The 21307-nt window shown below is 69.2% G+C and carries 18 protein-coding genes and 6 pseudogenes; 17 read left to right on the forward strand and 7 right to left on the reverse strand.

All coding sequences use genetic code 11. From position 1 onward, the window contains the following. Positions 1 to 117: pseudogene (locus ACFPIH_RS54175) on the forward strand (IS5/IS1182 family transposase); the annotation flags it as partial. On the opposite strand, the gene ACFPIH_RS54180 reads toward ACFPIH_RS54175, so the two are convergent. After that, positions 96 to 737, reverse strand: coding sequence for a hypothetical protein (locus tag ACFPIH_RS54180; RefSeq protein ID WP_381187578.1), 642 nt, complete (start codon positions 735 to 737; stop codon positions 96 to 98). The pseudogene ACFPIH_RS54175 and the gene ACFPIH_RS54180 sit on opposite strands and share 22 nt — an antisense overlap. A gap of 58 nt (positions 738 to 795) precedes the next feature. Between ACFPIH_RS54180 and ACFPIH_RS54185 the strand changes: the two genes are divergently transcribed. The 11 genes and pseudogenes from ACFPIH_RS54185 to ACFPIH_RS54235 all read left to right on the forward strand — a co-directional run. Further along, positions 796 to 1176 (forward strand): transposase, encoded by a 381-nt coding sequence (locus ACFPIH_RS54185; RefSeq protein WP_381187581.1) that lies wholly within the window; start codon positions 796 to 798, stop codon positions 1174 to 1176. Between the two features lie 262 nt (positions 1177 to 1438). Next, entirely contained in the window at positions 1439 to 1651 is a 213-nt protein-coding gene (locus tag ACFPIH_RS54190) for a helix-turn-helix transcriptional regulator (protein WP_030348874.1), read from the forward strand. Then, complete coding sequence (locus tag ACFPIH_RS54195; RefSeq protein ID WP_381187575.1) at positions 1641 to 2027, forward strand: hypothetical protein; 387 nt, start codon at positions 1641 to 1643, stop codon at positions 2025 to 2027. The genes ACFPIH_RS54190 and ACFPIH_RS54195 overlap by 11 nt, the downstream gene beginning before the upstream one ends. Before the next feature lie 284 nt (positions 2028 to 2311). Next, complete coding sequence (locus ACFPIH_RS54200) at positions 2312 to 3103, forward strand: hypothetical protein (protein ID WP_381187572.1); 792 nt, start codon at positions 2312 to 2314, stop codon at positions 3101 to 3103. Positions 3104 to 3506: 403 nt separating this feature from the next. Next, complete coding sequence (locus ACFPIH_RS54205; RefSeq protein ID WP_381187569.1) at positions 3507 to 4094, forward strand: hypothetical protein; 588 nt, start codon at positions 3507 to 3509, stop codon at positions 4092 to 4094. A 486-nt stretch (positions 4095 to 4580) separates the two neighbouring features. After that, positions 4581 to 5033 (forward strand): annotated as a pseudogene (locus ACFPIH_RS54210) (transposase); the annotation flags it as partial. A gap of 261 nt (positions 5034 to 5294) precedes the next feature. After that, positions 5295 to 5663 carry a PadR family transcriptional regulator gene (locus tag ACFPIH_RS54215; RefSeq protein WP_381187566.1) on the forward strand — a complete coding sequence of 123 codons (369 nt, stop codon included), beginning with the start codon at positions 5295 to 5297 and terminating at the stop codon, positions 5661 to 5663. After that, positions 5660 to 6094: a hypothetical protein gene (locus tag ACFPIH_RS54220; protein WP_381187563.1), complete on the forward strand. Its 435-nt coding sequence runs from the start codon at positions 5660 to 5662 to the stop codon at positions 6092 to 6094. Before ACFPIH_RS54215 ends, ACFPIH_RS54220 begins: the two co-directional genes overlap by 4 nt. Further along, positions 6091 to 6321: a hypothetical protein gene (locus ACFPIH_RS54225; RefSeq protein WP_381187560.1), complete on the forward strand. Its 231-nt coding sequence runs from the start codon at positions 6091 to 6093 to the stop codon at positions 6319 to 6321. The genes ACFPIH_RS54220 and ACFPIH_RS54225 overlap by 4 nt, the downstream gene beginning before the upstream one ends. Before the next feature lie 578 nt (positions 6322 to 6899). After that, entirely contained in the window at positions 6900 to 7826 is a 927-nt protein-coding gene (locus tag ACFPIH_RS54230; RefSeq protein WP_381187557.1) for a S8 family peptidase, read from the forward strand. Positions 7827 to 8046: 220 nt separating this feature from the next. Next, positions 8047 to 8178: pseudogene (locus ACFPIH_RS54235) on the forward strand (CGNR zinc finger domain-containing protein); the annotation flags it as partial. 84 nt (positions 8179 to 8262) lie between these two features. Here ACFPIH_RS54235 and ACFPIH_RS54240 read toward each other — a convergent pair. The 3 genes from ACFPIH_RS54240 to ACFPIH_RS54250 are packed head-to-tail and all read right to left on the reverse strand — an operon-like array spanning position 8263 to position 13317. Then, positions 8263 to 11016, reverse strand: a complete 2754-nt coding sequence (locus ACFPIH_RS54240; protein ID WP_381187554.1) for an alkaline phosphatase family protein — start codon at positions 11014 to 11016, stop codon at positions 8263 to 8265. A gap of 4 nt (positions 11017 to 11020) precedes the next feature. After that, on the reverse strand, positions 11021 to 12379 hold the full coding sequence (locus ACFPIH_RS54245) for an ABC transporter permease (protein ID WP_381187551.1): 1359 nt from the start codon (positions 12377 to 12379) through the stop codon (positions 11021 to 11023). Then, positions 12376 to 13317, reverse strand: a complete 942-nt coding sequence (locus tag ACFPIH_RS54250; RefSeq protein WP_381187548.1) for an ABC transporter ATP-binding protein — start codon at positions 13315 to 13317, stop codon at positions 12376 to 12378. The genes ACFPIH_RS54245 and ACFPIH_RS54250 overlap by 4 nt, the downstream gene beginning before the upstream one ends. A 340-nt stretch (positions 13318 to 13657) precedes the next feature. Between ACFPIH_RS54250 and ACFPIH_RS54255 the strand changes: the two are divergent. Continuing rightward, a pseudogene (locus ACFPIH_RS54255) lies at positions 13658 to 13783 on the forward strand (telomere-protecting terminal protein Tpg); the annotation flags it as partial. A gap of 151 nt (positions 13784 to 13934) precedes the next feature. Next, positions 13935 to 15311, forward strand: coding sequence for a Fic family protein (locus ACFPIH_RS54260; protein ID WP_381187545.1), 1377 nt, complete (start codon positions 13935 to 13937; stop codon positions 15309 to 15311). 111 nt (positions 15312 to 15422) lie between these two features. Here the strand turns inward: ACFPIH_RS54260 and ACFPIH_RS54265 are convergent. The 3 genes and pseudogenes from ACFPIH_RS54265 to ACFPIH_RS54275 form a co-directional block, all read right to left on the reverse strand. Then, positions 15423 to 16375: pseudogene (locus ACFPIH_RS54265) on the reverse strand (IS701 family transposase); the annotation flags it as partial. A gap of 291 nt (positions 16376 to 16666) precedes the next feature. Further along, entirely contained in the window at positions 16667 to 17005 is a 339-nt protein-coding gene (locus ACFPIH_RS54270; protein WP_381187542.1) for an ATP dependent DNA ligase, read from the reverse strand. Between the two features lie 106 nt (positions 17006 to 17111). Then, a pseudogene (locus tag ACFPIH_RS54275) lies at positions 17112 to 17468 on the reverse strand (ATP-dependent DNA ligase); the annotation flags it as partial. A gap of 204 nt (positions 17469 to 17672) precedes the next feature. Between ACFPIH_RS54275 and ACFPIH_RS54280 the strand changes: the two are divergent. The 3 genes from ACFPIH_RS54280 to ACFPIH_RS54290 all read left to right on the forward strand — a co-directional run bounded on the left by ACFPIH_RS54280 (position 17673) and on the right by ACFPIH_RS54290 (position 21297). Beyond that, positions 17673 to 18851 carry an AAA family ATPase gene (locus ACFPIH_RS54280; RefSeq protein WP_381187195.1) on the forward strand — a complete coding sequence of 393 codons (1179 nt, stop codon included), beginning with the start codon at positions 17673 to 17675 and terminating at the stop codon, positions 18849 to 18851. Between the two features lie 113 nt (positions 18852 to 18964). Further along, positions 18965 to 20557: a Mu transposase C-terminal domain-containing protein gene (locus ACFPIH_RS54285; protein WP_381187197.1), complete on the forward strand. Its 1593-nt coding sequence runs from the start codon at positions 18965 to 18967 to the stop codon at positions 20555 to 20557. Next, positions 20554 to 21297: an AAA family ATPase gene (locus ACFPIH_RS54290; protein ID WP_381187200.1), complete on the forward strand. Its 744-nt coding sequence runs from the start codon at positions 20554 to 20556 to the stop codon at positions 21295 to 21297. The genes ACFPIH_RS54285 and ACFPIH_RS54290 overlap by 4 nt, the downstream gene beginning before the upstream one ends. The last annotated feature ends 10 nt before the right edge of the window (positions 21298 to 21307 follow it).

The following is a 21307-nucleotide window of genomic DNA, read 5'->3' on the forward strand; positions in this document are numbered from 1 at the left end:
GCCTGGCTCGCCGGCTGCCGTCGGCTCCACCGTCGCTACGAGCGCAAGGCTGAACACTTCCTGGCCTTCACCGCTATCGCCTGCACCCTCATTTGCTACCGCCGACTCGCCAAATGAGACGACGTCTTAAGGGCGCTGCGGTCGGTGCAGTCGGCGTGCCCGACATAGGCGGGGTGCTCAGCAGCGCTTGAGGTGAGCGTGTTGGCCTGCTCCTTGGACAGGTTCGTGACGTATACGCAGTACACCTGAGAGGGGTCGATGACTGTGAAGGGCTGTTGATAGACGACGCTCTGGTCCATGGCCGCCTGCACCTCATCGGCGGAGTCGTGGAGGATGTCGCCGCGCAGGATCGAGTTGACCGGGACTCCCTTCCGCAGTCGCGGCATACCGGCTATCCACGCCTCCGCCACGTCTATGCCGTAAAAGCCGTTAGAGCTCAGGGAGGCCACCTCAGAATCGAAGAGGAGAGCGATCTCCCTGCGGCGGTGATCCGGTACCAGCGCCTTGGCAAGGCTGGTGTAGGTGATGCCCAACTCGTCGAGGTTCCGGGTGAGCCGGAAGTGATCGGCGCGCATCATCCGGTGGAACTCCCCATCGGTCAGATTCAACGTGTTCCGCATCGCAGCGAGGAGGACGCTGTTGTGGGTCGTGACCAAGTGGATGTTGAACGGTCCGGCCAGCAGCTCGTCCCACCCGGCCAGCAGCTCGTCCCATGGCGGTGGGCTGTCGGCAGCCATGCCTGCCTCCTCGTATCGGGGTATCGGGGTCGCCGCATGATGGGTGAACCACGAGACTATGCGGCCCAATACGCTCGCAGCCTTGATTTCAGCGGTCCTCGTGCACAGCCAGCCACGCCCCGGCCGGATCCCGCTAGTGGCTTGTCCGTGGCCTTGGCCAGGTAATCGACCTCCTGGTCGTTGGGGGCAGCAGACGGCCGCCTACAACCGCTACGGCGGTGTGATGCACATGCTCGCCGCTCTCGATCTGGCCACCGGCAAGCTCTACTGCCGGATCCGGCCGCGCAAGCGGTGGCGCGAGTTCCTCGGCCTCCTCAAGGCACTGCGCGCCCGCCGGCCCGGGGAGAAGCTGTACCTGGTGCTGGACAACTTCTCCCCGCACAAGCACGCCAAGGTGCGTGCCTGGGCAGCTGACAATGGCTTTGTAGGCGAGACCTGACACCGCTTGTCGACGAGTTCAGACAGCGCTTGTCGATCACAGCGTCGCGAAATGTCGGTGAGAAGTGACACCACCTCGGAGCTGGAGCCGTGCTCGGGGCGGGGTTGCGGCCGTCCAAGGGGCGGTCGGGGATGCACTCGCACTTTCATGCCGGGCTGGCCATCGGCATGGTGAACACGCTGTGCGAGGCGCCGTTGCAAGCCCTGCCTTTCCTGTAAAGCAAGCTTGACAACCGCCGAGGAGTGACAAGTAAGCTTTACATGTGCGAAACAGCGTCAGGGAACTGCGGTCGTCACGAGGGCTCTCCCAGGGCCAACTGGGCACGGCCCTCGGGGTCTCCCGGCAGACGATCAACGCCATCGAGACCGAGCGGTACACACCTTCCCTGCCGCTCGCCCTGTCCATGGCCAAGTTCTTCGAGGTCAGCGTTGAGGAGATGTTTCATGCCAATGAGGGCCCAGCAGATGACCAGTAACACGGCCAGGAGGTCCGTCCCCGGCTTCTTTCTCGTTCTCGGAGGCGCCTGCCTCGTGGCCGCGACTTTCGGAGGCCGCCTTGCTCTCGGCGTGGTGACGTTCGGGATCCTGGCGGTCTGCAGTCTCGCCTTAGTGCTGCTGGGACGCCGGAACGAGACCTATCAGGGCCTCACCGAGAAGGAACCCGACGAGCGCTTCGCCCGGATCGCAGGGCGAGCCTGGGCCGGCACGGGCGTGGTGCTTACCGTGGGGAATCTCAGCGCCTTCATCGGTGAGCTGGCATCCGGACGAAGCGGCGATCCGTACTTCTGGTTCGTGGCCACCGCCGCCATCGCCTACGTCGCGTTCGTCGGATTCTGGTCTCGGCATACCTGAGACGCCATCGCCGCGTACAGATCGACCTTGGACTTCGGTGGCATCGGCGCCCCCTCATCACGCAGAGCACTCCGATGGTCCCACCGCAAGCACCCAAGTGGTGTCAAAACTCGGATCTGGCACAGATCTTGGGGAGCCGTCACGGCGGGTCACTGATGCAGCATCTTCCACGCCCTGGACGACGTGCTCGGCCTGGATCTGCCCTGCAGGCGGTCCGGGAGGAGACGGTCAGGGACACCCTGGGGCACGCTAGGCTGCGGTTCTTCGGCGGACGGGGGCATGACATGTGGCAGCGGGGGATATGGGCGGTCGTGCTCGGCGCGGCCCTGGTGGTCCTCGCCGGCTGCGGTTCCAAGACCGCCGAGACCGATGAGGAGGCGACAGGCGCGACCACGGCCTCCGCCTGGACGCTCGCCGCTCCGATTCGCATCGACGGCGTCCGTACCGCCGACGGCGGTCGGTCTCTGGTGGTCGATGCCGAAGTGCCCGACGGGGCACGCGACTGCGTGCGCAGCCTGCGCGGTGAGCTCGACACCGTCGAGCACGGCACGGTATACGCGAAGGTCACGTACGAGACCCGTTCCCTGGACCAGGACTCCGGCTGCACCGGCACGCGGCGGGTCAAAGCGACGGTGAAGCTGGGCGAGCCCCTGGGCTCCCGCAGGGTCATGGTGAACAGCATGGACGTGTACACCCCCGTTGGTGCCACGCCACCCGCTCTGCGGCAGTGCGGTGAGAACGGCTGCGACCCCACGCCGCCGCGTTGCACCTCGTCCTCGTACGGGCAGGCGGTCAACGACACGGACATCCCCAAGCACACGAGCTGGGAGGAACGCGGCTGCGACGACACGTGGCTGGTGCTGGACCTGTCGACCCGGATGGGGCCGGCGTGCGGTGACGCCGGCGACGGATGCTCCTCCTCTGGTGTCTCCCAGCGCTGGTTCTACCGGGCCGAGTCCTCGGGCTGGCGGCCGGTTGCCACGAACGGCGATGCGGGGTGCGCCGGGATCCACAAAGTCCTGCCGGAATTGCCCGAGCACCTCTGTGCGTCGCTGCCGCGGCTCGACCGCGGCTGATACCCCGAGCCTGCGGCTGCTTGGCTGCTGGAGCAGGATCATTTTGCGGAGTAGTTCGAATCCGGCCCGCCCGTAGAGCCGCCTTTTGATCTTTTTCGCCCGATTCACGGCAGCCTCGACACCCCCTGAGCTCCGGTGGAGACTCAGCCCGGCGACCACGGCTTCCAGATCATGGGGCAACCCGCGGGCAAAGCCGATGATGCCAGGCAGCTTTGCGCCGCGGAACGGAGCGTTCAAACGAGGCGATTCTCAACCTGAGGGAGCGTCACCTCTCATCCGTGCGCGCCCCTGTACCGCACCCCCGGCTCTCGGTTCGAACGACCAGTGACCCGCCGTGACGGCTCCCCAAGGTCTGTGCCAGATCCCAAAACTCAGCGACATCACTCTCCGCCAACACCGGGCGGTGTCGGCGCCGATCGACAAGCGGTGTCAGCACGCCGTAGCGACCGATCCGGCGGCCAAGCAACCCGACCTCATCCCAGCACTGAAACTCGAGGAGCGAGCTGAACAACTTGCCTTCGCTCTGGCTGAGCACCATCCAAAGCTGGCGCGTGCGATTCCCTTGGTTTGCCTGAACACTGCGAAACTGCTTGCCGTCAGGTTCAATGACCGCCGGGCGGCTATCGGGAAGCTCACCACCGCTCTTGCGAAAATCCCGTCCGGCCTTGAAGAGTCCGACCAGATCCGCAGCTATCTGGCAAGCCTCTACTTCACCGAGGGGGAGTACATGAACGTAATCCGGGTGCTCGATTGCCTGTGCCCGGAGAATGAGCTCCGCAACACCATCGTGTTGAACGAATTTCAGGATCGGCTACTCATGGCAACGGCTCAGTTCCGCCTGGGAAATATTGCAGCCTGCCGGGCGCAGCTCACTCCGTTGCATGTAGCGGCCGCCAGACTAGGCAGCGACGGGGCGATGTCTGCATTGGATGTGCTGTCGAAAGCGGTGCGAAGTGTGGATCGTGCACATGACCTGGAGCCCCGCCGGTGACCCTGAACCGTGCGGGTGCCGTTCTCGAGGATCCGTGCGGCGAACAACCTTCTCGATGAAGTCGGGGCGCATTTCCAAAGGAATCCCCATACGCGAAGCATGTCACCCACTACTGGCAGTCATCTACTGCGCGGCCTGGGCGAAGCGTGGGCTTTAGCCGCAATACCGGTAACTTAGGGGCAATCCGGTCGTTGTTGGTGGCGTGGCAAGAGCGGGTCAAAGGTGCCGCTGCTGGCCACCACCTTGAAGCAGCTCGCCGAGCACGGCCCGCACGGGCCCGTGTGGTGGCGCTACGGGCATGCGGCCTGGCAGTCCCTCGCGGACGCGCTCGACAACCCCGACGACTTCCGCGGCTACAACGTCCGCTCGACCGCCCGCCGCCAGGCCCGCGAGTCCGAACTCGAGCGCGCCCGCCAGGAGCAGGAAGAGCACCGCCGCCGGATGGAGGCCGCCAAGTGGGTGTGCCCGACGTGCGAGCGCTACGTCGGCTGCTACTCGGTGGGCGACGACCGTCTGTGGGGCGTGAACCGCCGCAAGAAGGGTGCCGGGAACACGCTGGCCGCGCTGAAATCGATCCGCGCCGCCCGGCCCGACGGCGCACCGATCTACGTGATCCTGGACAACCTGTCCGCCCACAAGGGCGCCGACATCCGCCGCTGGGCAAAGAAGCACAAGGTCGAGCTGTGCTTCACCCCGACCTACGCCTCCTGGGCGAACCCGATCGAGGCGCACTTCGGACCACTGCGGCAGTTCACCATCGCCAACTCCCACCACCCCAACCACACCGTCCAGACCAGGGCCCTGCACTCCTACCTCCGCTGGCGCAACGCCAATGCCCGCCACCGCGACGTCCTGGCCGCCGAACGCAAGGAACGCGCCCGCATCCGCAGCGAGAAAGGCATCCGATGGGGCGGACGCCCCCTCACAACCGCAGCCTGATCCAACCCGGCGAACCTACGCGGTCACAGCACTAGCGCGCTGCCGAGGCAGACCAGGCCCCGACCGGCGGCGGCCTCTTCGGTCGGCGTCGTCGTACCGGCCTTTGAGGGGGTGGGCGGGAGCTTCGGGAGCCTGCCCGCAGTGCTCTGGGTGACCCCGGCAGCCGTCCACCAGGGGAGCGACGACAGCTGGGCGGTGCAGCGGACGGTCAGTGGCCTACCTAGGTAGACAGACACGAATCTACCTAGGTAGATTGGAGTCATGGCAGATCCCAAGATGACTTCACACACACAGAAGGTGCTGCGTGCTTTGCTCGGCAGGGAAGGGGACGCCGAGCGTCGTTCGGCGATCCTGACGGAAGGGTTGTACGGGCTGGAGCTGTCCCGTATGACCGACCTGCCCAACGGCACCCTCTTCCCTCTGCTCGAACGCCTTCGCCAAGCCGGATGGGTGGAGCGGTACTGGGAGCAGGACGACATCGCAGAGGCCGAGGGCCGTCCACGCCGTCGCTTCTACCGCCTTACCCCTAAGGGGGCCGAGCGCGCTCCGCACGCCCTTGCGGAGGCCGCCGCCTCGGCCGCCGCGCGCACTGGAATCGCCCGTCCTGGGCTGGCGGGAGGGAATGCATGATCAAGCAGGTTGTGCACCTTTCCCGCGGAGCTACAGCATGCGTGGGGCATGTGACTGTCAGTTACACATACCTGGGCAAACTTGTCGTACGCGGGTCCTTCGAGAAGGTCCGGTTCCGCGGACGCGGAGTCGTGGTGCATACCCGTGACGGTGGCCAGGCCGTCTTTGAGGCCGATGGGGCGGTGAGGATGTGGGAGTCGGATGGTGAGCAGAAGCGGATCTCTCCCCCCGCCGCTGACTCGAGCCTTTTTCGCCTCGCGGCCAGGGTTCTGCCGGAGAGCGAGCGGGGGGACTGGCTGGAGGAGCAGCGCGGGTACCTCGCGGACCTCGGGGCGCTTCGGGCCCGGTGGCGGTGGATTGCCAAACAGCTCATGGCGATGCCCCGGTACGCCTACACCGTGCGCACCGGAGCGAAGAAGGAGTCGGCATGACGACACCGCCCCTTCCCCAGCCTGCCCCAAACCCGCCCAGCCCGGACGGCGAGCCGCTGCTGACTCAGCGCGCGTTGCTGATCTTCGTGTCCGCGGCGGTCATCGGCGCGATTGTCGGTGTCCTGACCTTCTTCAGCGGTGTGGGTAACGCCGCAGGCGCTCTGCTGGCCGGGCTGACCGGTTTCGGCGCCAGCATCTTCGGCCTGCACAGACTGACCGGCGATTGACCGTGCGCCCGCTTGCGGGGCGGCACGGTCTGCGGCGTCTCTCCTGCGCCGGATCCGACGAGCCCGAACGAGATGGCAGCGGTGAAGACCGCAGCGAGGGCCCGTCTCCCGCAGCCGAGCAGTTCCAGCAGAAGGACCGCTGGCTCCCGGCGCTCGAGACAGGCTGCGCGCAGGCCTACGTGTCAGGCGTCGCCTACTGCGCCTACCTCCACGACGCCCTGGTCCAGTGGGATTATGTCCGGCGGCCTTACTGGTGCGAGGCCGGACAGGTTCCGTCGAGCGTGTGAACCGACCCACCCACAGGCCTAGCCGGAACCGCCCGCCCCCTTGTGGTCGTCTTGTGCGCTGACTGTGCACGAAGCAGGGACCTGGGGGATGTTGTGACGCGGAGCGTAACGAAGGCCGGTCTCCTGGTGGTGGCCATGGCGACGCTGGTCGGGGCTTCGGCCTGCGGCAGGGAAGCCGGCGCTGCGACCGGGCGGAGCGGCGGGACGCGCTCCGTGCACGGGAACGGGGAGTCTGTGGCGCCTTCCGAGGATGGGGTGTCGTCCGGCTCGGCGACGGCGTCTCCCGGCGCCGTGGGGAAGTTGTCCGGGGTCGCGCAGGCCGCGGCGGCGCCCATCACCCGGCACGTGCCGTGGAACCTGGACATCCTGGACCAGCGGTCGCGGCCGCTGAACGGGAAGTTCACCACCACCGCCACGGGCAAGGGCGTTCACGTGTATGTGATCGACACCGGGATGGACATCGCCCACAAGGAGTTCGGCGGACGCGCCCGCCTCGGCGCCGACTTCGTGGGCCCGAAGGACTCCGGTGACTGCTTCAGTGAGGAGGGGACCGGCCACGGCACGTTCGTCGCCGGCATCATCGGCGGGGCGAAGTACGGGGTGGCGCCCAAGGCGGAGCTCGTACGGGTTCAGGGCATCCTGTGCGAGAGCGAGGGCGGCGGTTCCGCGGCGGCGGCCGAGGCGGCCCTGGTGAAGTCCGTCAAGTGGGTCACCGCGCACGCGCAGAAGCCTGCGGTGGTGAACATGTCGCTCAACCTCGACCACCGGTCGGCGGCCCTGGAGTCCGCCGTGAAGAAGATGGTCGATGCCGGGATCCCGACGGTGGTGTCGGCCGGCAACTTCCATGACGACGCCTGCAAGCACTCCCCAGCCGGCGTCCCCGGCACGATCGTCGTGGCGGCCTCCACCTCGAACGACCGCGCGTGGAGCGACAGCGGCTCCTACGGATCGGGTTACGGACGGTGCGTGGACCTGTACGCCCCCGGCCAGAAGGTGACCGCCGCCCTCGCCGGCGGCGGTACGGCCACGGAGAACGACGGCGCGACGTCCTGGGCCGCCCCGCACGCGACCGGCGTGATCGCGCTGTACCTGTCGGCACACCCCCACGCCACGGCCAACGAGGTCCACGTCTGGCTCGACCACACGGCCACCCGCGGTGTCGTGCGTGGCGTCCGCTCCGACACCCCCAACCGGCTGCTCAACACCGGCGGCCTCTGACCTGCCCCGGCCGCAGGTCACCCAAGCGACGTGTAGAACTGCACGCACTGTTCAGTAGCAGGTGGCTGCGCCCCAACTGCCGACACCCGCAGACAGACGAAGCCCCCGGCGGCCGCTGGCGCAGAGCGGGCTGCCGAGGGCTTCATGGTGGCCGCCCGGAACCGACGGGGGCGGCGCCGGGCGACGATCAGGGGGAGATCACGGCGGCCGTCTCCACGGCTGCCGCCTGTTCCTGATCGATCGCAGCAAACCGAACACCGCCCGCTGGTGCTCGATGGCATCCTGCGGCAACCGCATGAAGGCCCGTCGCCACTACCGGCGCACCCGGGCCGGTCACGAGCCGCCGTCCTGAGCGGCGTTGCGCTACAACGCGGGAGCCCCCGGTCGGCATCACCACGGCATCACCACAGACCGGGGCCCCGAGGGATCGGGCCGCTCAGCCGTCGGACTCCGAGGACGGGAGGTAGGCGCCCGGTACGTCGTTCGGCGCGTAGACCTTCTTGTCACCGGGGTAGGGCTTGGTCCAGTTGTGCGTCTGGTACCAGGTGTAACGGTTCATCTGTGTGGGGTTCGCGTAGTCGGGCACGGCGTTCGGGCCGGTCAGCCTCTGGTGCGACGCCCAGGTCTTCCACTGGGCCGCGAGCTTCTTCTCGGCCGCCGCCACGGCGACGGACGTCGGCGCGGGCGCCGCGTCCGCCGACTGGGCCGCCGGGGTGTCCGAGCCGCAGGAGGGCTGGGGGCTCACCCCGAGGGTCAGCGAGGTCCGGTTGGGCACCGCCGCGAACGGTGTGGTGTCCGCCTTCGGCGTGAACGCCCCGTACATCGGGGTGGCCGCGCTGTCCAGCTGGTTCATCGGGTGGATCCCGAGGATCTGCTCGATGGTGCGGACCATCGTGATCTGCGAGTAGTAGTGGTCGTCGACGGTGCCGTGCTTGGCGTACGGGCTGATGACCTGGACCGGGGCACGGTGGCCGTCGACATGGTCGAGGCCGGCCTGGGAGTCGTCCTCGACGACGAAGATCGCGGAGTCCTTCCAGTACTTGCTGTGCGAGATCTCGTCGACCATCCTGCCGACCGCGAGATCGTTGTCGGCGACCTCCGCGGCCGCGTTCGCCGGGCCACCGGTGTGGTCGTTCGAGAACCAGAACATGTTCAGGTTCGCCGGGCCGTTCTTCTCGAAGTCCTGCTTCCAGACCTGCTCTTTGTAGATGTCCGGGACGCTGAGGTCGAACAGCGGGAAGCCCTGCACCGACACCTTGTTGAGCGACGGGATCGCCGAGCCCGTCTGGATGGGGTACGCGGTCCGTGCCCCGGTCGCGTCCATGTTCTTGCTGTCGCAGTACAGGTTCTGCCAGGTGGCACCGGCCGGCTTGGTCTCCAGCGACTGGAACTCGCCGAAGTCCTTGACGGACTTCCCGGCCGCCTGCGCACCGGTCCAGATGAAACCGGTCTTCTGGTGACCCAGGACGTCGTTCTCGGTGTCGTAACTGCGAATGTACTCACCGGCCGAGGACTCGGTGTACTCCGGGTTGTCCGACTGCATCAGCCAGTTGTGGCCCTCGGCGGAGTTCGTGCCGATGTCGTAGAAGTTGTCGTAGAGGCCGAACTGCTGGGCCAGCGCGTGCTGGTTGGGCGTCACGTTCTCGCCGAACTGCGTGAGCGAGGAGTCGCCGTTGCCCTGCGGGAGGTCGCCGAAGACCTGGTCGTAGGTCCGGTTCTCCTTGACGAGCAGGAAGACGTGCTTGATCGTCGAGGGGTCGCCGAGCCGCTCCGGGACCGGGACCGGCTTGGCGTGGCCGCCGCCCCTGGCCGTGGTGACGGAGCCGCCGCTCCAGCCGTTCTGCTGGAAGACCTTGGCCGTCTGGGACCTGATCACACTGTCGTCCGGCAGCGTGAACTGCGTCAGGCTCGACGTCGTGTCATGGGTGTTGTGGCCGGCGCTGTCGGGGCGGAGGGCGTCGACGCCACGGGTGTTGGAGACGACCACCTTCCTGCCGACGGTGGTGATCTCGGAGGGGAAGTAGTCCGTGGGGAGCAGGCCGACGTAGCGGGCCGGCTGCTGCGGGGAGGTGTAACGGTAGACGGCGACGGCGTTGGCGTGGCCGAGCGTCACCAGCAGCCGGCCGTCGTCGGTGAGCGTCACCGCGTCGGGCTCGTAGCCGACCGACGCCTCCGGCCACGGCTGGGTGGCGATGGTCTGGACGACCTTGTCCTTGCGCGGGTCGATGACCGACACACTGTTGTCAGCGGTGTTGGTGACGAACACCGCGCCCTTGTGGGCGTACACCGCGGTCGGGTGCAGTCCTACGGCGATGGTGCCCACGGCGGCGGACGGGTTCGCCGGGTCGATGACACTGACCGTGCCAGTGGTGCTGGCGCCGGTGTCGGGGTTGGCGGGTACGTCGGTGCCGTAGGAGTTGATGGTGGTGTCGCCGGCCTTGGCGGGACGGCCGCCCTCGTTGCTGATGTAGAGCTTGCCGCCGACCAGGGCGATGCCGCGCGGGGCGGTGCCCACGGTCCAGCTCCGCTCGATCGTGCCGGTCGCCGCGTCGATGGCGACGACCCGGTTCTGGCCGTTGACCGCGCAGTACACGGTGGAGCCGTCCGCCGAGAACACCGCCGCGCCCACCAGGGCCTGCCGGGAGCCGTCGGCCGCGATCGGGACGGCGGTCGGGTCGGCGAGGGTGCCGTCCGCGTTCACGGTGAACCGGGTGTAGCCGTCGGCCTGGCCGAGCCACAGCTGCTTGCCGTCGGGCGAGTACGTCGGGCCCTCCTGGCCGACGGCGCCGCTGCTGATGCGCAGGTTGTCGGCCGCGCCGGTGCCGACCTTCTGCTTCACCTGACCGGTCGCCAGGTCCATGATGACGAGGGACGCGTCGCCGTCGGCGATCGAGGCCGCGAGACGTGTGCCGTCCGGGCTCACCGCCGACGACATGATCTTGCCGTCGTTGATGACGGTACGGCTGCCGTAGGGCTTGATGTACTGGTCGGCGGAGACGACCTGACCGTGGGCCGTGACCTGACCGACCTGCTGGGTGCCGAACTGGTACGTCGAGGCGACCGCGGTGCCGGTGACACCGAGGGTGACGGCGATGCCCGCCGTCACCAGGGTGGCCCGGCGGCCGACGCGTCTGCCGAAGAGGTGGACCTGCTCCCTCTCGTTCACCCGGCGCTGCCGTGTTACCTGCATGGAGCTATCCCTTCGAGGTGGTGTCCAGCAGCTCGACGTTGCCGTCGAACTGCCACAGGGGGTTCGGGGCGTCTCCGGTCGACGTCCGCACCAGGAAGTAGCCGTTCACTTCCTTTGGCCCGTCGCCGTCGGCCACGAACCGCCCGTCCGAGCCGATGTCGAGCTGGTAGACGGCCGTCCCCGTGACCGTGACGCCGGGCAGATGCCAGCTCACGACGCACCGCCAGTCGTTGCCCGCGCCCTCCTGGGTGCCCTGACCGTCGCTCTTGGTGCAGGCTGCCCTGGCCCGCAACTGGGCCTCGGTGACGGCGGGACGGTGGAGCTCCGAGGTCTGCAGCCGGTAGAGGTGGGCGAACGCCGTGGCGAGGGACCGCTGGACCTTGTCCTGCTCGATGCCGGAGCCCGTCGACGGCGTCGCCACGGCGACCGCCCCGACGGTGAGGGCGGTCAGTCCGGCCAGCGGCAGCAGCCCGAGGGTGATCGCGCGGCGCCCGATACCGTCGTAGGCGAGGTTGGTGAAGTCACGCCGTACGAACAGCGCATACGCCAGCGCCGTGGCCAGCACGGCCCAGACGAGGCTGACCGCGACGGCGATCAGGAGCGGGCCGAGCTGGGTGGGGCTGGTGAACAGGCCGTTCCAGGAGATGAAGGCGTAGCCGGGCAGGGCGAGGCGCACGGCGACGGGCAGCGGAAGCATCTGGGCGACCGACATCGCCAGCGCGACGAGCGGGGGCAGCAGCAGTCCCATCGGGGACCGCCCCAGCGCGACCGACCCGAGCAGCCCGATCGCGGCGAGGGCCAGGGTGGGGGCGAGGGCGCAGACCCAGGCGAGCAGGACCATGCGGGCGGCGTCGCCCGGTGCCAGCAGATGGCCGTCGAGGCCGACCAGCGGATGGTTGCCGACCGCCAGCAGCCCGCCGGCCACACTGGAACAGACCAGCCCGGCGACGAGCAGCAGGACGACGGTGAGGCTGGCCAGCGACTTCGCCACGAAGATCCGCCGCGGCGAGCGGACCGCCACCAGCAGATGGCGCCAGGTGCCGAGCCGGTCCTCGGAGGCGAACACGTCGCCGGCGACCACCGAGGTCAGCAGGGGGAGCGCCCAGGTGCCCGCGAAGCCGAGCATCACCAGCGGTCCGGCCCACGCCGTGGCGTGCATCCAGCGGCCGAAGAGGGTGTCGGTGGGCAGCGTGCTCTGCCGGCTCACCCCCGCGACGAACAGCGCCGGCCCGATCCAGCAGGCGAGGACCAGCAGCCGGATCCGCCACTGCGAGACCAGCTTGACCAGTTCGAAGCGGTAGCTGCGGGGCACCGGGATCCGGCGGGTGACGATAGGGGGTGCGGGGACGGTGGTCGCGGTCATCTGCCGGCCTCCTGCTGCTCGGTGAGGGCGAGGAACGCGGCTTCGAGGGGTGAGACCACGGGGGCGAGTTCACGCACCGCGACGCCCGACTGCACGAGTTGCGCGACGAGTCGGTCGAGGGCGGGCACCAACGCCCGTACGACGCATACCTCGGGGTCGTGCCGCACGCAGGTGTCGTCGACGATCCGGATCCCGGCCGCCCCCGCGGCCAGTTCGCGGGCCGTCCGCGGGTCGGACGTCCTCAGCCGGTAGTCGAGTTCACGGTTCTCGGCGGCGAGCTTGTTCAACGGGCCGGAGAACACCACGCGTCCGGTGGCGAGGATGGTGACCTCCGAGCACAGCGCTTCGAGGTCGTCCATGCGGTGGCTGGAGAGCACCACGCTCGTCCCTTCGGCGGCGAGCCGGGTGAGAACCCGGTGCACATGTCGTTTGCCGGCGGGGTCGAGGCCGTTTGCGGGCTCGTCGAGGACGAGCAGCCGGGGCCTGGTGAGCAGCGCGGCGGCCAGCCCGAGCCGTTGGCGCATGCCGAGGGAGAAACCGCGGGCCTTGTCGTCGGCGACATCGGTGAGCCCGACTTGGTCGAGCACGTCGTCGACCCCCGCCGTCCGCGCGCCCTGGCCACGGAGTCCGGCCAGCGCGACGAGGTTCTGCCGGGCGGTGAGCGAGGGGTAGAGACCGGGGCCGTCCACGAAGCCGGCGACCCCGTCGGGGCCGGCGAGCGCCCGTTCCACCGGTGCGCCCAGGATCTCCAGCCGGCCGCCGTCGACGACGGCCAGGCCCAGCAGAAGGCCGAGCAACGTCGTCTTGCCCGCGCCGTTCGGCCCTACCAGACCATGGATCTGACCCTGCGCCACATCGAGATCGACGCCGTCGAGTGCGACCACCTCGCCGAAGCACTTGGTGATCTGGCGGGCCCGGATTGCGAGAAGTGTGTCCATGAGTCCCTTCCTTCGCAACGGTGAAGGAACTTAGGGGCGGCACACGACGTGGTCGGGGGCGGCGGGTTGAACGTGCCCGGAACGGATCGTCAAGGCATCGGCAAGTCGGTCTGCGAGGGGTAAACCCTTACTGTTCTTTGCGGGAACGTTGCGCCCCTGTCTGTACGGGAAGTGAATGCCCCTTGGATGAGGAGTGGATCCGGGGCAACCGTGGGTGGGGCTCGGGGGCTAGGCAGGTGACACCTCATCAGGTCTCGCCACTCCCGAAGGGGGATCCCATGCGTGCCCGCGCCGCCGTCGCCGTCCTGTCCCTGACGCCCTGGTCGGCCTTGCCGCCGAGCAGCGTCTCCAGGAACTCGCCGCTGAAGCACTCAAGGAGGTGTACTTCCAGGACGGCGGCCGCCGCGCCGGCAGCCTGGAAGAGGTCCGCTTCACCGACATCGAGCACCTCGAGTTCGACCTGTAGCAGCCGCGTCCCGAACAGCCCGCGAGCCCCGGTGCGACTGAGCGCTTCGTTTGGCGGATGAGCGCTTGAGTTGGCGGGGATGTGCGTCAGGGTCGGCAGGCCCAGCGCCCGCGGTAATCCGCTTGAACTGGTGTCGGTAGGCATGCAGGCTATGGCGGTGATTCCCGAGTTGGCCCCTGGCTATCTGAGCTGGGACGAGGCAGACCCCGACCGTCATCCCTTCGACAAGGAGTCTGCAACGCAGGTGGTGCACTCGCTCGGGCCGGCCCGGCGAGTGCCACGCCGCCCCGATGTCCCTTTGGCCGACCCGGCGATGAGTGCCTGGAGCTGGGGCGAGGGCAAGCTCTGGGCCGACGCCATGTCGCATGCCCTCGTCCAACGCTACGGCCGCTGGGCCGTGGGCTGGCGCTGGGCGCACGATGAAGGGGACTTCGACGGAGGGCCGGTCGGAAACTGGTGTTGCCCGCGGGACTCGATCACCGCCCCGGACGAGACCCTCGCCCGTGTCGTCGCGGCGCTGTGCGAGTGGCGCGGGTGGCTGGAGACTCTGGCCGGATGGTTCGAGGCGTACCCGCTGCAGCTGGCGGCCGTCGAGGATCAGCGGATCTTGTGGGAGCGCGCCGCCCGGAACCTGATCCTGCAGGTGGTCGACCGCACCGGGTGCGGCAGCGGCTGGCACGGGCACTGCCATCAAGTGCTCACCTGGTTCCTCAGCCGCTGGCACGTCGCACCCGACGTCGCGCAGGAACTGGTCGGCGAGGCGATCGGCGGGCGGTTCCTGAGCTGGACCGGCCCCGGCACAGTGCTGGTCGACAACGTCGCGGAGAGGCTCGCGCTGTCGCTGCGGCCGGACGACGGCACACGGTCCGCCGAGCCCGTAGCGGACCATCTGGAGCGCTGGCTCGCGGTGCGCGAGGCCGTGCCGTGGCAGGAAGGCCCGGACGGCGACGCGGACGGGCCGGTGACCCCCTCGCGCGACGGCGCGGCGGAGGACATCCGCTTGTTCGACGGCGCCGTGGATCCCGCCCGCGCGGAGGGACTGCTCGCTGCCCTGGAGCTGCTGCGGGCCGACGCGGAGCGCGGCGCCCGGCTCGATTTCGAACTGCTCCGCAGCTGGCACCAGCACGTCCTTCACACACCGCAGCCGCCAGCGTTCCGCAGCTTGCCCGCCTTCGCCAAGAGGGGCCGGGAACGCTACGGCATCGGCCCAAACACCCGCGCCCGCCTCGATGCCTGCCTGGCCGAGAGTGCAACGGACGGAGGGCGGACCCTCCCCCTCACCGCCCGCGCCGCACGCGCCTATCTCGACGTCTGCTTCTTCCATCCCTTCGACGACGGCAACGCCCGGTCCGCCTTCCTCACCCTCCTCTTCGTCCTCGCCCGCGAGGGCGTCGCGCTCAGCGGGGTCGGCCTGCTCCGTCGCATCACCTTCCAGGCCAGCGACCCCCAGGACGCGCTGATCCTCGCCCGGTACGTCGACACCCACAGTGCGGAGACCCGACGCAGCGCCGCCTCCCTCGGCTCCTAGTAGGGTTTGGTCAGGTTCGTAGTGGTATGGGTATGTCGCGGTGGCAGGTGGGACAGGCGCCGGTCCAGGTGGCGAGGAGTGTCTGCAGTTTGCGGACCACTTGGTAGAGGCTCAGGCCTGCGCCGCGTCTTTTGGGTCTCGTGCCAGTGGGCCAGGGTGCAGAAGGCGTGGGCGGCGGAGACGAGGGTGACGTGGTGGTGCCAGCCGCTGAAGGTGCGGCCTTCGAAGTGGGCCAATCCCAGGGCCTGTTTCATCTCGCGGTAGTCGTGCTCGATGCGCCAGCGCAGCTTGGCCAGCCGCACCAGCGTGGCCAGCGGCATCCCGGAGGGCAGGTTCGACAGCCAGAACTGCACCGGCTCGGGCTCGGTGGCGGGCCATTCGGCCAGCAGCCACCGCTCGGGCAGCTCTGGACCGTCGCCTGCCGTGCGGACACCACGTCCCGCTGGTCGCACTCGCAGAGCGACGAACCTTGAGTACATCCGCTTGAAGCCACTGCGGCTGCTGCCCGGCCGGGAACCTTCCCGCCAGGACACCGGCCGTGCGGCCGTCCGTCCGGCCGCGGCGACCAGGTCCTTCATGCTCTGGGCAGGCTCCGGATACTGCGTCTTCAGTGGCCGGCCGGTGCCCGCACAGGCGGGCTGGACGGGCCGGGCATCGGCCGGATGAGCGGTGTGGCGGGAGGAAATACCCACCGCATAAGACAGGTTGCGTTCCTCCAGACCGTGCCGGAAAGCGGCCGAATCCCCGTAGCCGGCATCCGTGACGACCAGGGGAATATCGATGCCCCATGAGAGGGTCTCGTCGATCATGTCCAGGGCCAGCTGCCACTTCTCCACGTGTCCCAACTGTGCCGGGATGCCGCATCGGGTGCGGCGGGCGACCTTGTCCGGATCCGCCTCCGGCGAGGCGGGGTCCCAACCACTGGGCAGGAACAGCCGCCAGTTCACCGCGGCCGAGGCATGATCTCGCGCCAGATGCAGCGACACCCCGACCTGGCAGTTGGTGACCTTGCCTGCGGTGCCGGTGTACTGCCGCGACACACACGCCGAGGCGTCCCCTCGCAGGGCGACACCGTGATCAGCCCGCCCGGCTGCGGCTTCGCCTCAAGAGGCGCCGTGTTGCGCTGAGTGTTGCGGTAGGTGTTGCGTCGGCCTCCACAGCGCCCCGAAGTCCGCCCAGGTCAACACTGGCGTACGGCGTGGTCGGGCCGCTGACATCCCCGTTGCGACCCCTTCGCCCATGCCCGGCTGGAGTTGAGGATGAGGGAGGACGGGATGGGCGGCGCGGACGCAGCCGGGGATCGGGGCGCGCTCACCGGTGTTGCGCGTCGGCGTGGCCTCCGCGCCTGGCCGACGTCAGTGCGGCGGTGACGTCAGGTGGGGGACGTCGGCGGGGGAGAGGTCGGGTCGGGCGCGGTGCCAGCGTGCGGGGTGGCGCCACTGGCCGGAGGCGTCGCGGGCGACGTCGACTTCCACCACCAGCTCGGGTTCCACCAGCGTGACGTCCAGTTTTTCCTGGCTGCCCCACGCGGCGGAGAACGACCAACCTGTCCACGGATGACCGCGTAGCCCGGGAGCGAGCAGACCGGCCACCGCAGCCCCGGCTGCCCGGGCGAGGGTGGTGGTGCGGCCGACGTAGTGAAGGCGGCCTTGGTCGTCGTACCTGCCGAGCAGCAGCGTGCGGGGAGCGACCATGGAACCGGTGATCGCGCCGACGATCGCCTCGCTTGTCTCGCCGGACCTTGTATTTCTGCCAGCCCCTCGCCGACGGGCGGTAGGCGTCGTCCAGCCTCTTGAAGACCACCCCCTCCATCCCGACCGACGCCCACGTCAGCCACTCGCGCACGACGTCGGCTTCGGTGGTCGACGGGCGCAGGGCCCACGGCGCCGACAGCCGGCGGGCGGCGAACACGGACTCCAATGCGGCCCTGCGCCGCCGGTACGGCCAGGAAGTTGTGTCCGTCCCGGACAGCCTGAGCAGATCGAACGCGACGAAGTGGGCCGGCCACTCCTGTGCTGCCTGGGCCGTTCCGGCACCGCGCCGGGCAAGCCGGTTCTGCAGCCGCTCGAACGCGAGGTGCGATCTCTCGGCTTGGTGTCGGTAATGGTGAGAGTCGGTGGTGCTGGTCTGGTGGTGTGCTGTGTCGGCGCTGGTCAGTGGGGTGTTGGGGCGGGGCCGGCACTGTCATGAGGTGAGAGGTTGGGGGTGGGGGTTGCTGTCGTGGGGCTTTATCTCATGGCAGCTGATGCTGTCTCAGTTTCGTGAGTTCTGATGCGATGCGGTGGGCTGGGCCGGTGTGATCGTGGGGTGGATCAGGGTGTAGGGGCCGGCCGGGGGGCTGGGCTGCCGAGGGCGTTGGTGGTGCGTCGTTTGCTGGAGCGGCAGCAGGCGGGGGAGTTGTCGACGCGGCATGTGCGTGCGGTCGCTGAGGTGGTGGGTGCTTCGGAGCGTACGGTGTGGCGCTGGCTGGAGCAGGCGAAGGCGACGGGGTGTGTGGAGGCGCCGGTCCGGCGGGGGTATGCGGTGTCGGACGGGGTGTGGGAGCTGCTGGGCGAGGCGGGGGGCAATGTCTCGGAGTTGAGGCGCCGGCTGGTGGCTGCCGGCGGTGAGGTGCCCATTCCGTCGATGTCGACGTTGAGCCGGGTGATCCGCAGGGACCGTCGGGCGGGACGGGCTTTGCTGACCGGGCGGGAGCCTGAGGTTGCCGGGTCGCGCCGGCCGGATCCCCTCAGCGAGCTGGGCTTGAACGTGGTGGCCGAGAAGGGTGGCGGTGGGCAGGTGTTTCTGCGGGAGCAGAAGCATCTGGCGCAGGTCCCGGTCCTGGTGCCGGGTGCGCAGGTGGTGCACACGCCTGCTGTGCGGTCGGTGCTGCGGACGGTCGCGCACGCGGCCGGGGTGGGGGCGGTGGTGTGTCTGTACGGCGACGCCGGCCAGGGCAAGACCGTCGCGTTGCAGTACGCCCTGTCCCAGTTGCCGCACCCGGCCAGGGTCCGCCGGGTCCACGTCGGTGTGCACCCGACGGTTCCCGAACTGCGCCGGGTACTCGCGGACGCCCTTGAGTTGGGCAGGCGTCTGCCGCGCGGGGCGGGGGAGGTCGACCTGATGCTGGTGAACGCGCTGCGACAGCCCCGCGTGCTGGTGCTGGACGAGGCACAGCGCCTTCCGGGACCGGCGCTGGAGTTTCTGCGCGGGCTGTGGGACCACCCGGACACGGACATTGCGCTCGTGCTGGCGGGGGCGGGCAGTGAACGGGCGCTGCGCCGGGTGCCTGCGCTGGCCTCTCGGGTGCTGACCTGGGAGTTGGTGCCGCGTCTTCGTCCGGGTGAGGTGGCAGCGGCGATGGCGGCCTTCCACTCGCTGTGGGAGGAGGTGGCCGAGGACGATGTCGTGTGGGTGGACGAGCATGTGGGCCACGGCAATTTCCGGACCTGGGCGAAGCTCACCTCGCACCTGACCGCCGAGATCTACGGCAAGAGCCGTGCGGTAGTGGACCGCCGGATGCTGGAGCGGGCCTGCGCACGGCTGATGGGGCCGCTGTGACCGGCGCCTTGGGGCCGGGAGGGGGCGCTTCCCGCTCCGGCGTGCACGGGGACGGTCCGGACGCGAGGGGAGGCCTGCCCTCTTCCTCCCTGTCGGCGCTGCGCGGTCCTGCCGTGCGCAGGCTGCTTGCCCTGCGGCAGGAACAGAAATTGACTACCCGTCATGTACGGCTGATGGCGGAGTCGTTGGAGGTGACGGAGCGCACGGTGTGGCGGTGGCTGGCCGCCGCCGAGCGTGACGAGTCCGCGGCCGCGGAGCCTGGGGCACGGGCCCAGAGCAGGGACCGCTTCACCGTCACCTCGGAGGTGCGCCGCCTGCTGGCCTTGTGGAAGGGCAACGTCGCGGCGGTCCATCGTGAGCTGACCGCTCGTGCGGTCAGGGGTGGGGGAGAGCCGCCTCCGTCGATTCCGACGCTGCACCGTGCGATCCAGCGGGACCTGACGCCGGGGGAGCGGGCCGGACTTGCGAAAGGCGAGCGGGCGGCGCGCAAGCACGATGTGTTCCTGGCCCGGCCGCGGGGCTGGCGCAACCAGGCATGGGAGAGCGACCACATGCAGGCCCCGGTGCTGGTCGACGTCGACGGCAAGGCCCGCAGACCGTGGATCACCTGGTTCACCGACTGCGCGACGAACGCGATCACCGGCGTCGCCGTCACGCCGGTGCATCCGTCGCGGGAGTCGGTGCTGTCCGCACTGCGCTCCGCGGTCCTGCGCGAGGACCCTTACGGTCCCTTCGGTGGCCTGCCGGAGAAGGTGCGTGTGGACCGTGGCAAGGACTTCCTGTCCAGGACGGTGACCGCTGCGTTCGATCTTCTGGACGTGACGGTGGAGGACCTGCCCGCCTACACCCCTCACCTCAAGGGCACCGTGGAGGGCCTCAACCGGGCGGTGGAGAGCATGTTCCTGGCCGCGCTGCCCGGCTACGCCCGCCAGCCGCGTCCTGGCAAACGGGCTTCCCGCCCGAAGGACGAAGTGCTGCTTGGCTTCGAGGACTTCACCGGCCGGCTGCTGGCCTGGACTTCGTGGTGGAACACCGAGCATCACCCCGCGCCCTTGCGGGGCAGGACTCCGCTTGAGGCGTGGCAGGACGATCCCACCCCTCTGCGGGACGTGCCCGCGGCAGATCTGTGGACGTTCACCCTGGAGGACGCCGGCACTCGCACGCTGACCACCCGCGGAGTCCGCTTCAGGAAACGCGACTACGTGAGCGCGTGGATGACCGGCCAGGCCGGGATCCAGGTCCGGGTCCGTTTCATGCCCCACCACGATCACCGGATCGAGGTCTACCATGCGGCCACCGGCCGTTACCTGGGGCCTGCGGACCTGGCCGATCAGGCCACCGAGGAACAGGTCAGCGCCGTACGAAGAGCGAGGTCCGCCCGTGCCCGCCGTCTGAAGAAGGACCTGGAGTCTTCCCAGCGCGAGCGCTACGCCGCCGTGAACCAGCCGGAGGCGCCCCGGCGGCTCGGCGCGCTGACCGCCGCGCAGGCCGAGGCCGAACTCGCCCAGTCCGCCGGCACCGCCCTGTCGGATCTGACGATGCCGGACCTCATCCCGCCCGCCGCGCCCCCGGCCGACTGGCGTACCCCGCCTTCCCTCGTCACCCGGACCGCGCCCGGCCGGCCTCCTCCCGTTCCGTCCGAACCTGCCCCCGGGCGCCCGCCCGGACCGGCTGAACAGACCACTGAAGACGGAGATGCCTCGTGACTGCGGACACCTATCAGTACGTCGACCTGCCCGACGCGGCTGTCGTCACCACCCGGGCTCTGCTCACCGCGCGGGAGAACATCACCGACACCGTCGCTGCACGCGCCATGATGTGCATCCACGGCGGTGCTGGCCACGGCAAGACGCTCGCGGTCAACACCTGCCTGCGTGAACTCGAACCGGGCGAGGACGTCCGACGGGTCACCTTCCGCGCCCGCCCCACCGCCCGGGCTGTGCGCTACGAGCTGTTCACCGCCCTCGACCTGCCCGGCGAGCCGCCCCGTCACCCCAGCGAGTTCGACCGCCTGCTGAAAACCGCGCTGGCCGAACATCCCCGTACCTTCCTTGTCGACGAGGCCCAGTGGCTCAACGGGGAGGCGTTCGAGTACTTCCGCTACCTGTGGGACGAACCCTCGACCCAGCTCGCGATCATCTTTGTCGGCGGCGAGGGCTGCCACACCGTGCTGCGCCGCGAACCGATGCTCTCCTCCCGCATCTTCATCTGGCAGCACTTCACCCGCCTCACCCCCGGCGAGGTCCTGGAAACCATCCCCTTGTTCCATCCAGTGTGGGCCGACGCCGATCTCGACGACATCGCCTTCGCCGACCAGCACGCCGCACACGGCAACTTTCGCGCTTGGGCCCAGTTGACCGCCCACACCTGTACGGCCCTGGCCCGCATCGGCCGCTCCCGTGTTGATCAGGAGCTGCTGCGCTGGGCCTTCAGCCGCCTTGCCTGACCACCACGCC

The organism is Streptomyces vulcanius (assembly GCF_042653945.1).
Lineage (GTDB): Bacteria > Actinomycetota > Actinomycetes > Streptomycetales > Streptomycetaceae > Streptomyces > Streptomyces mangrovi.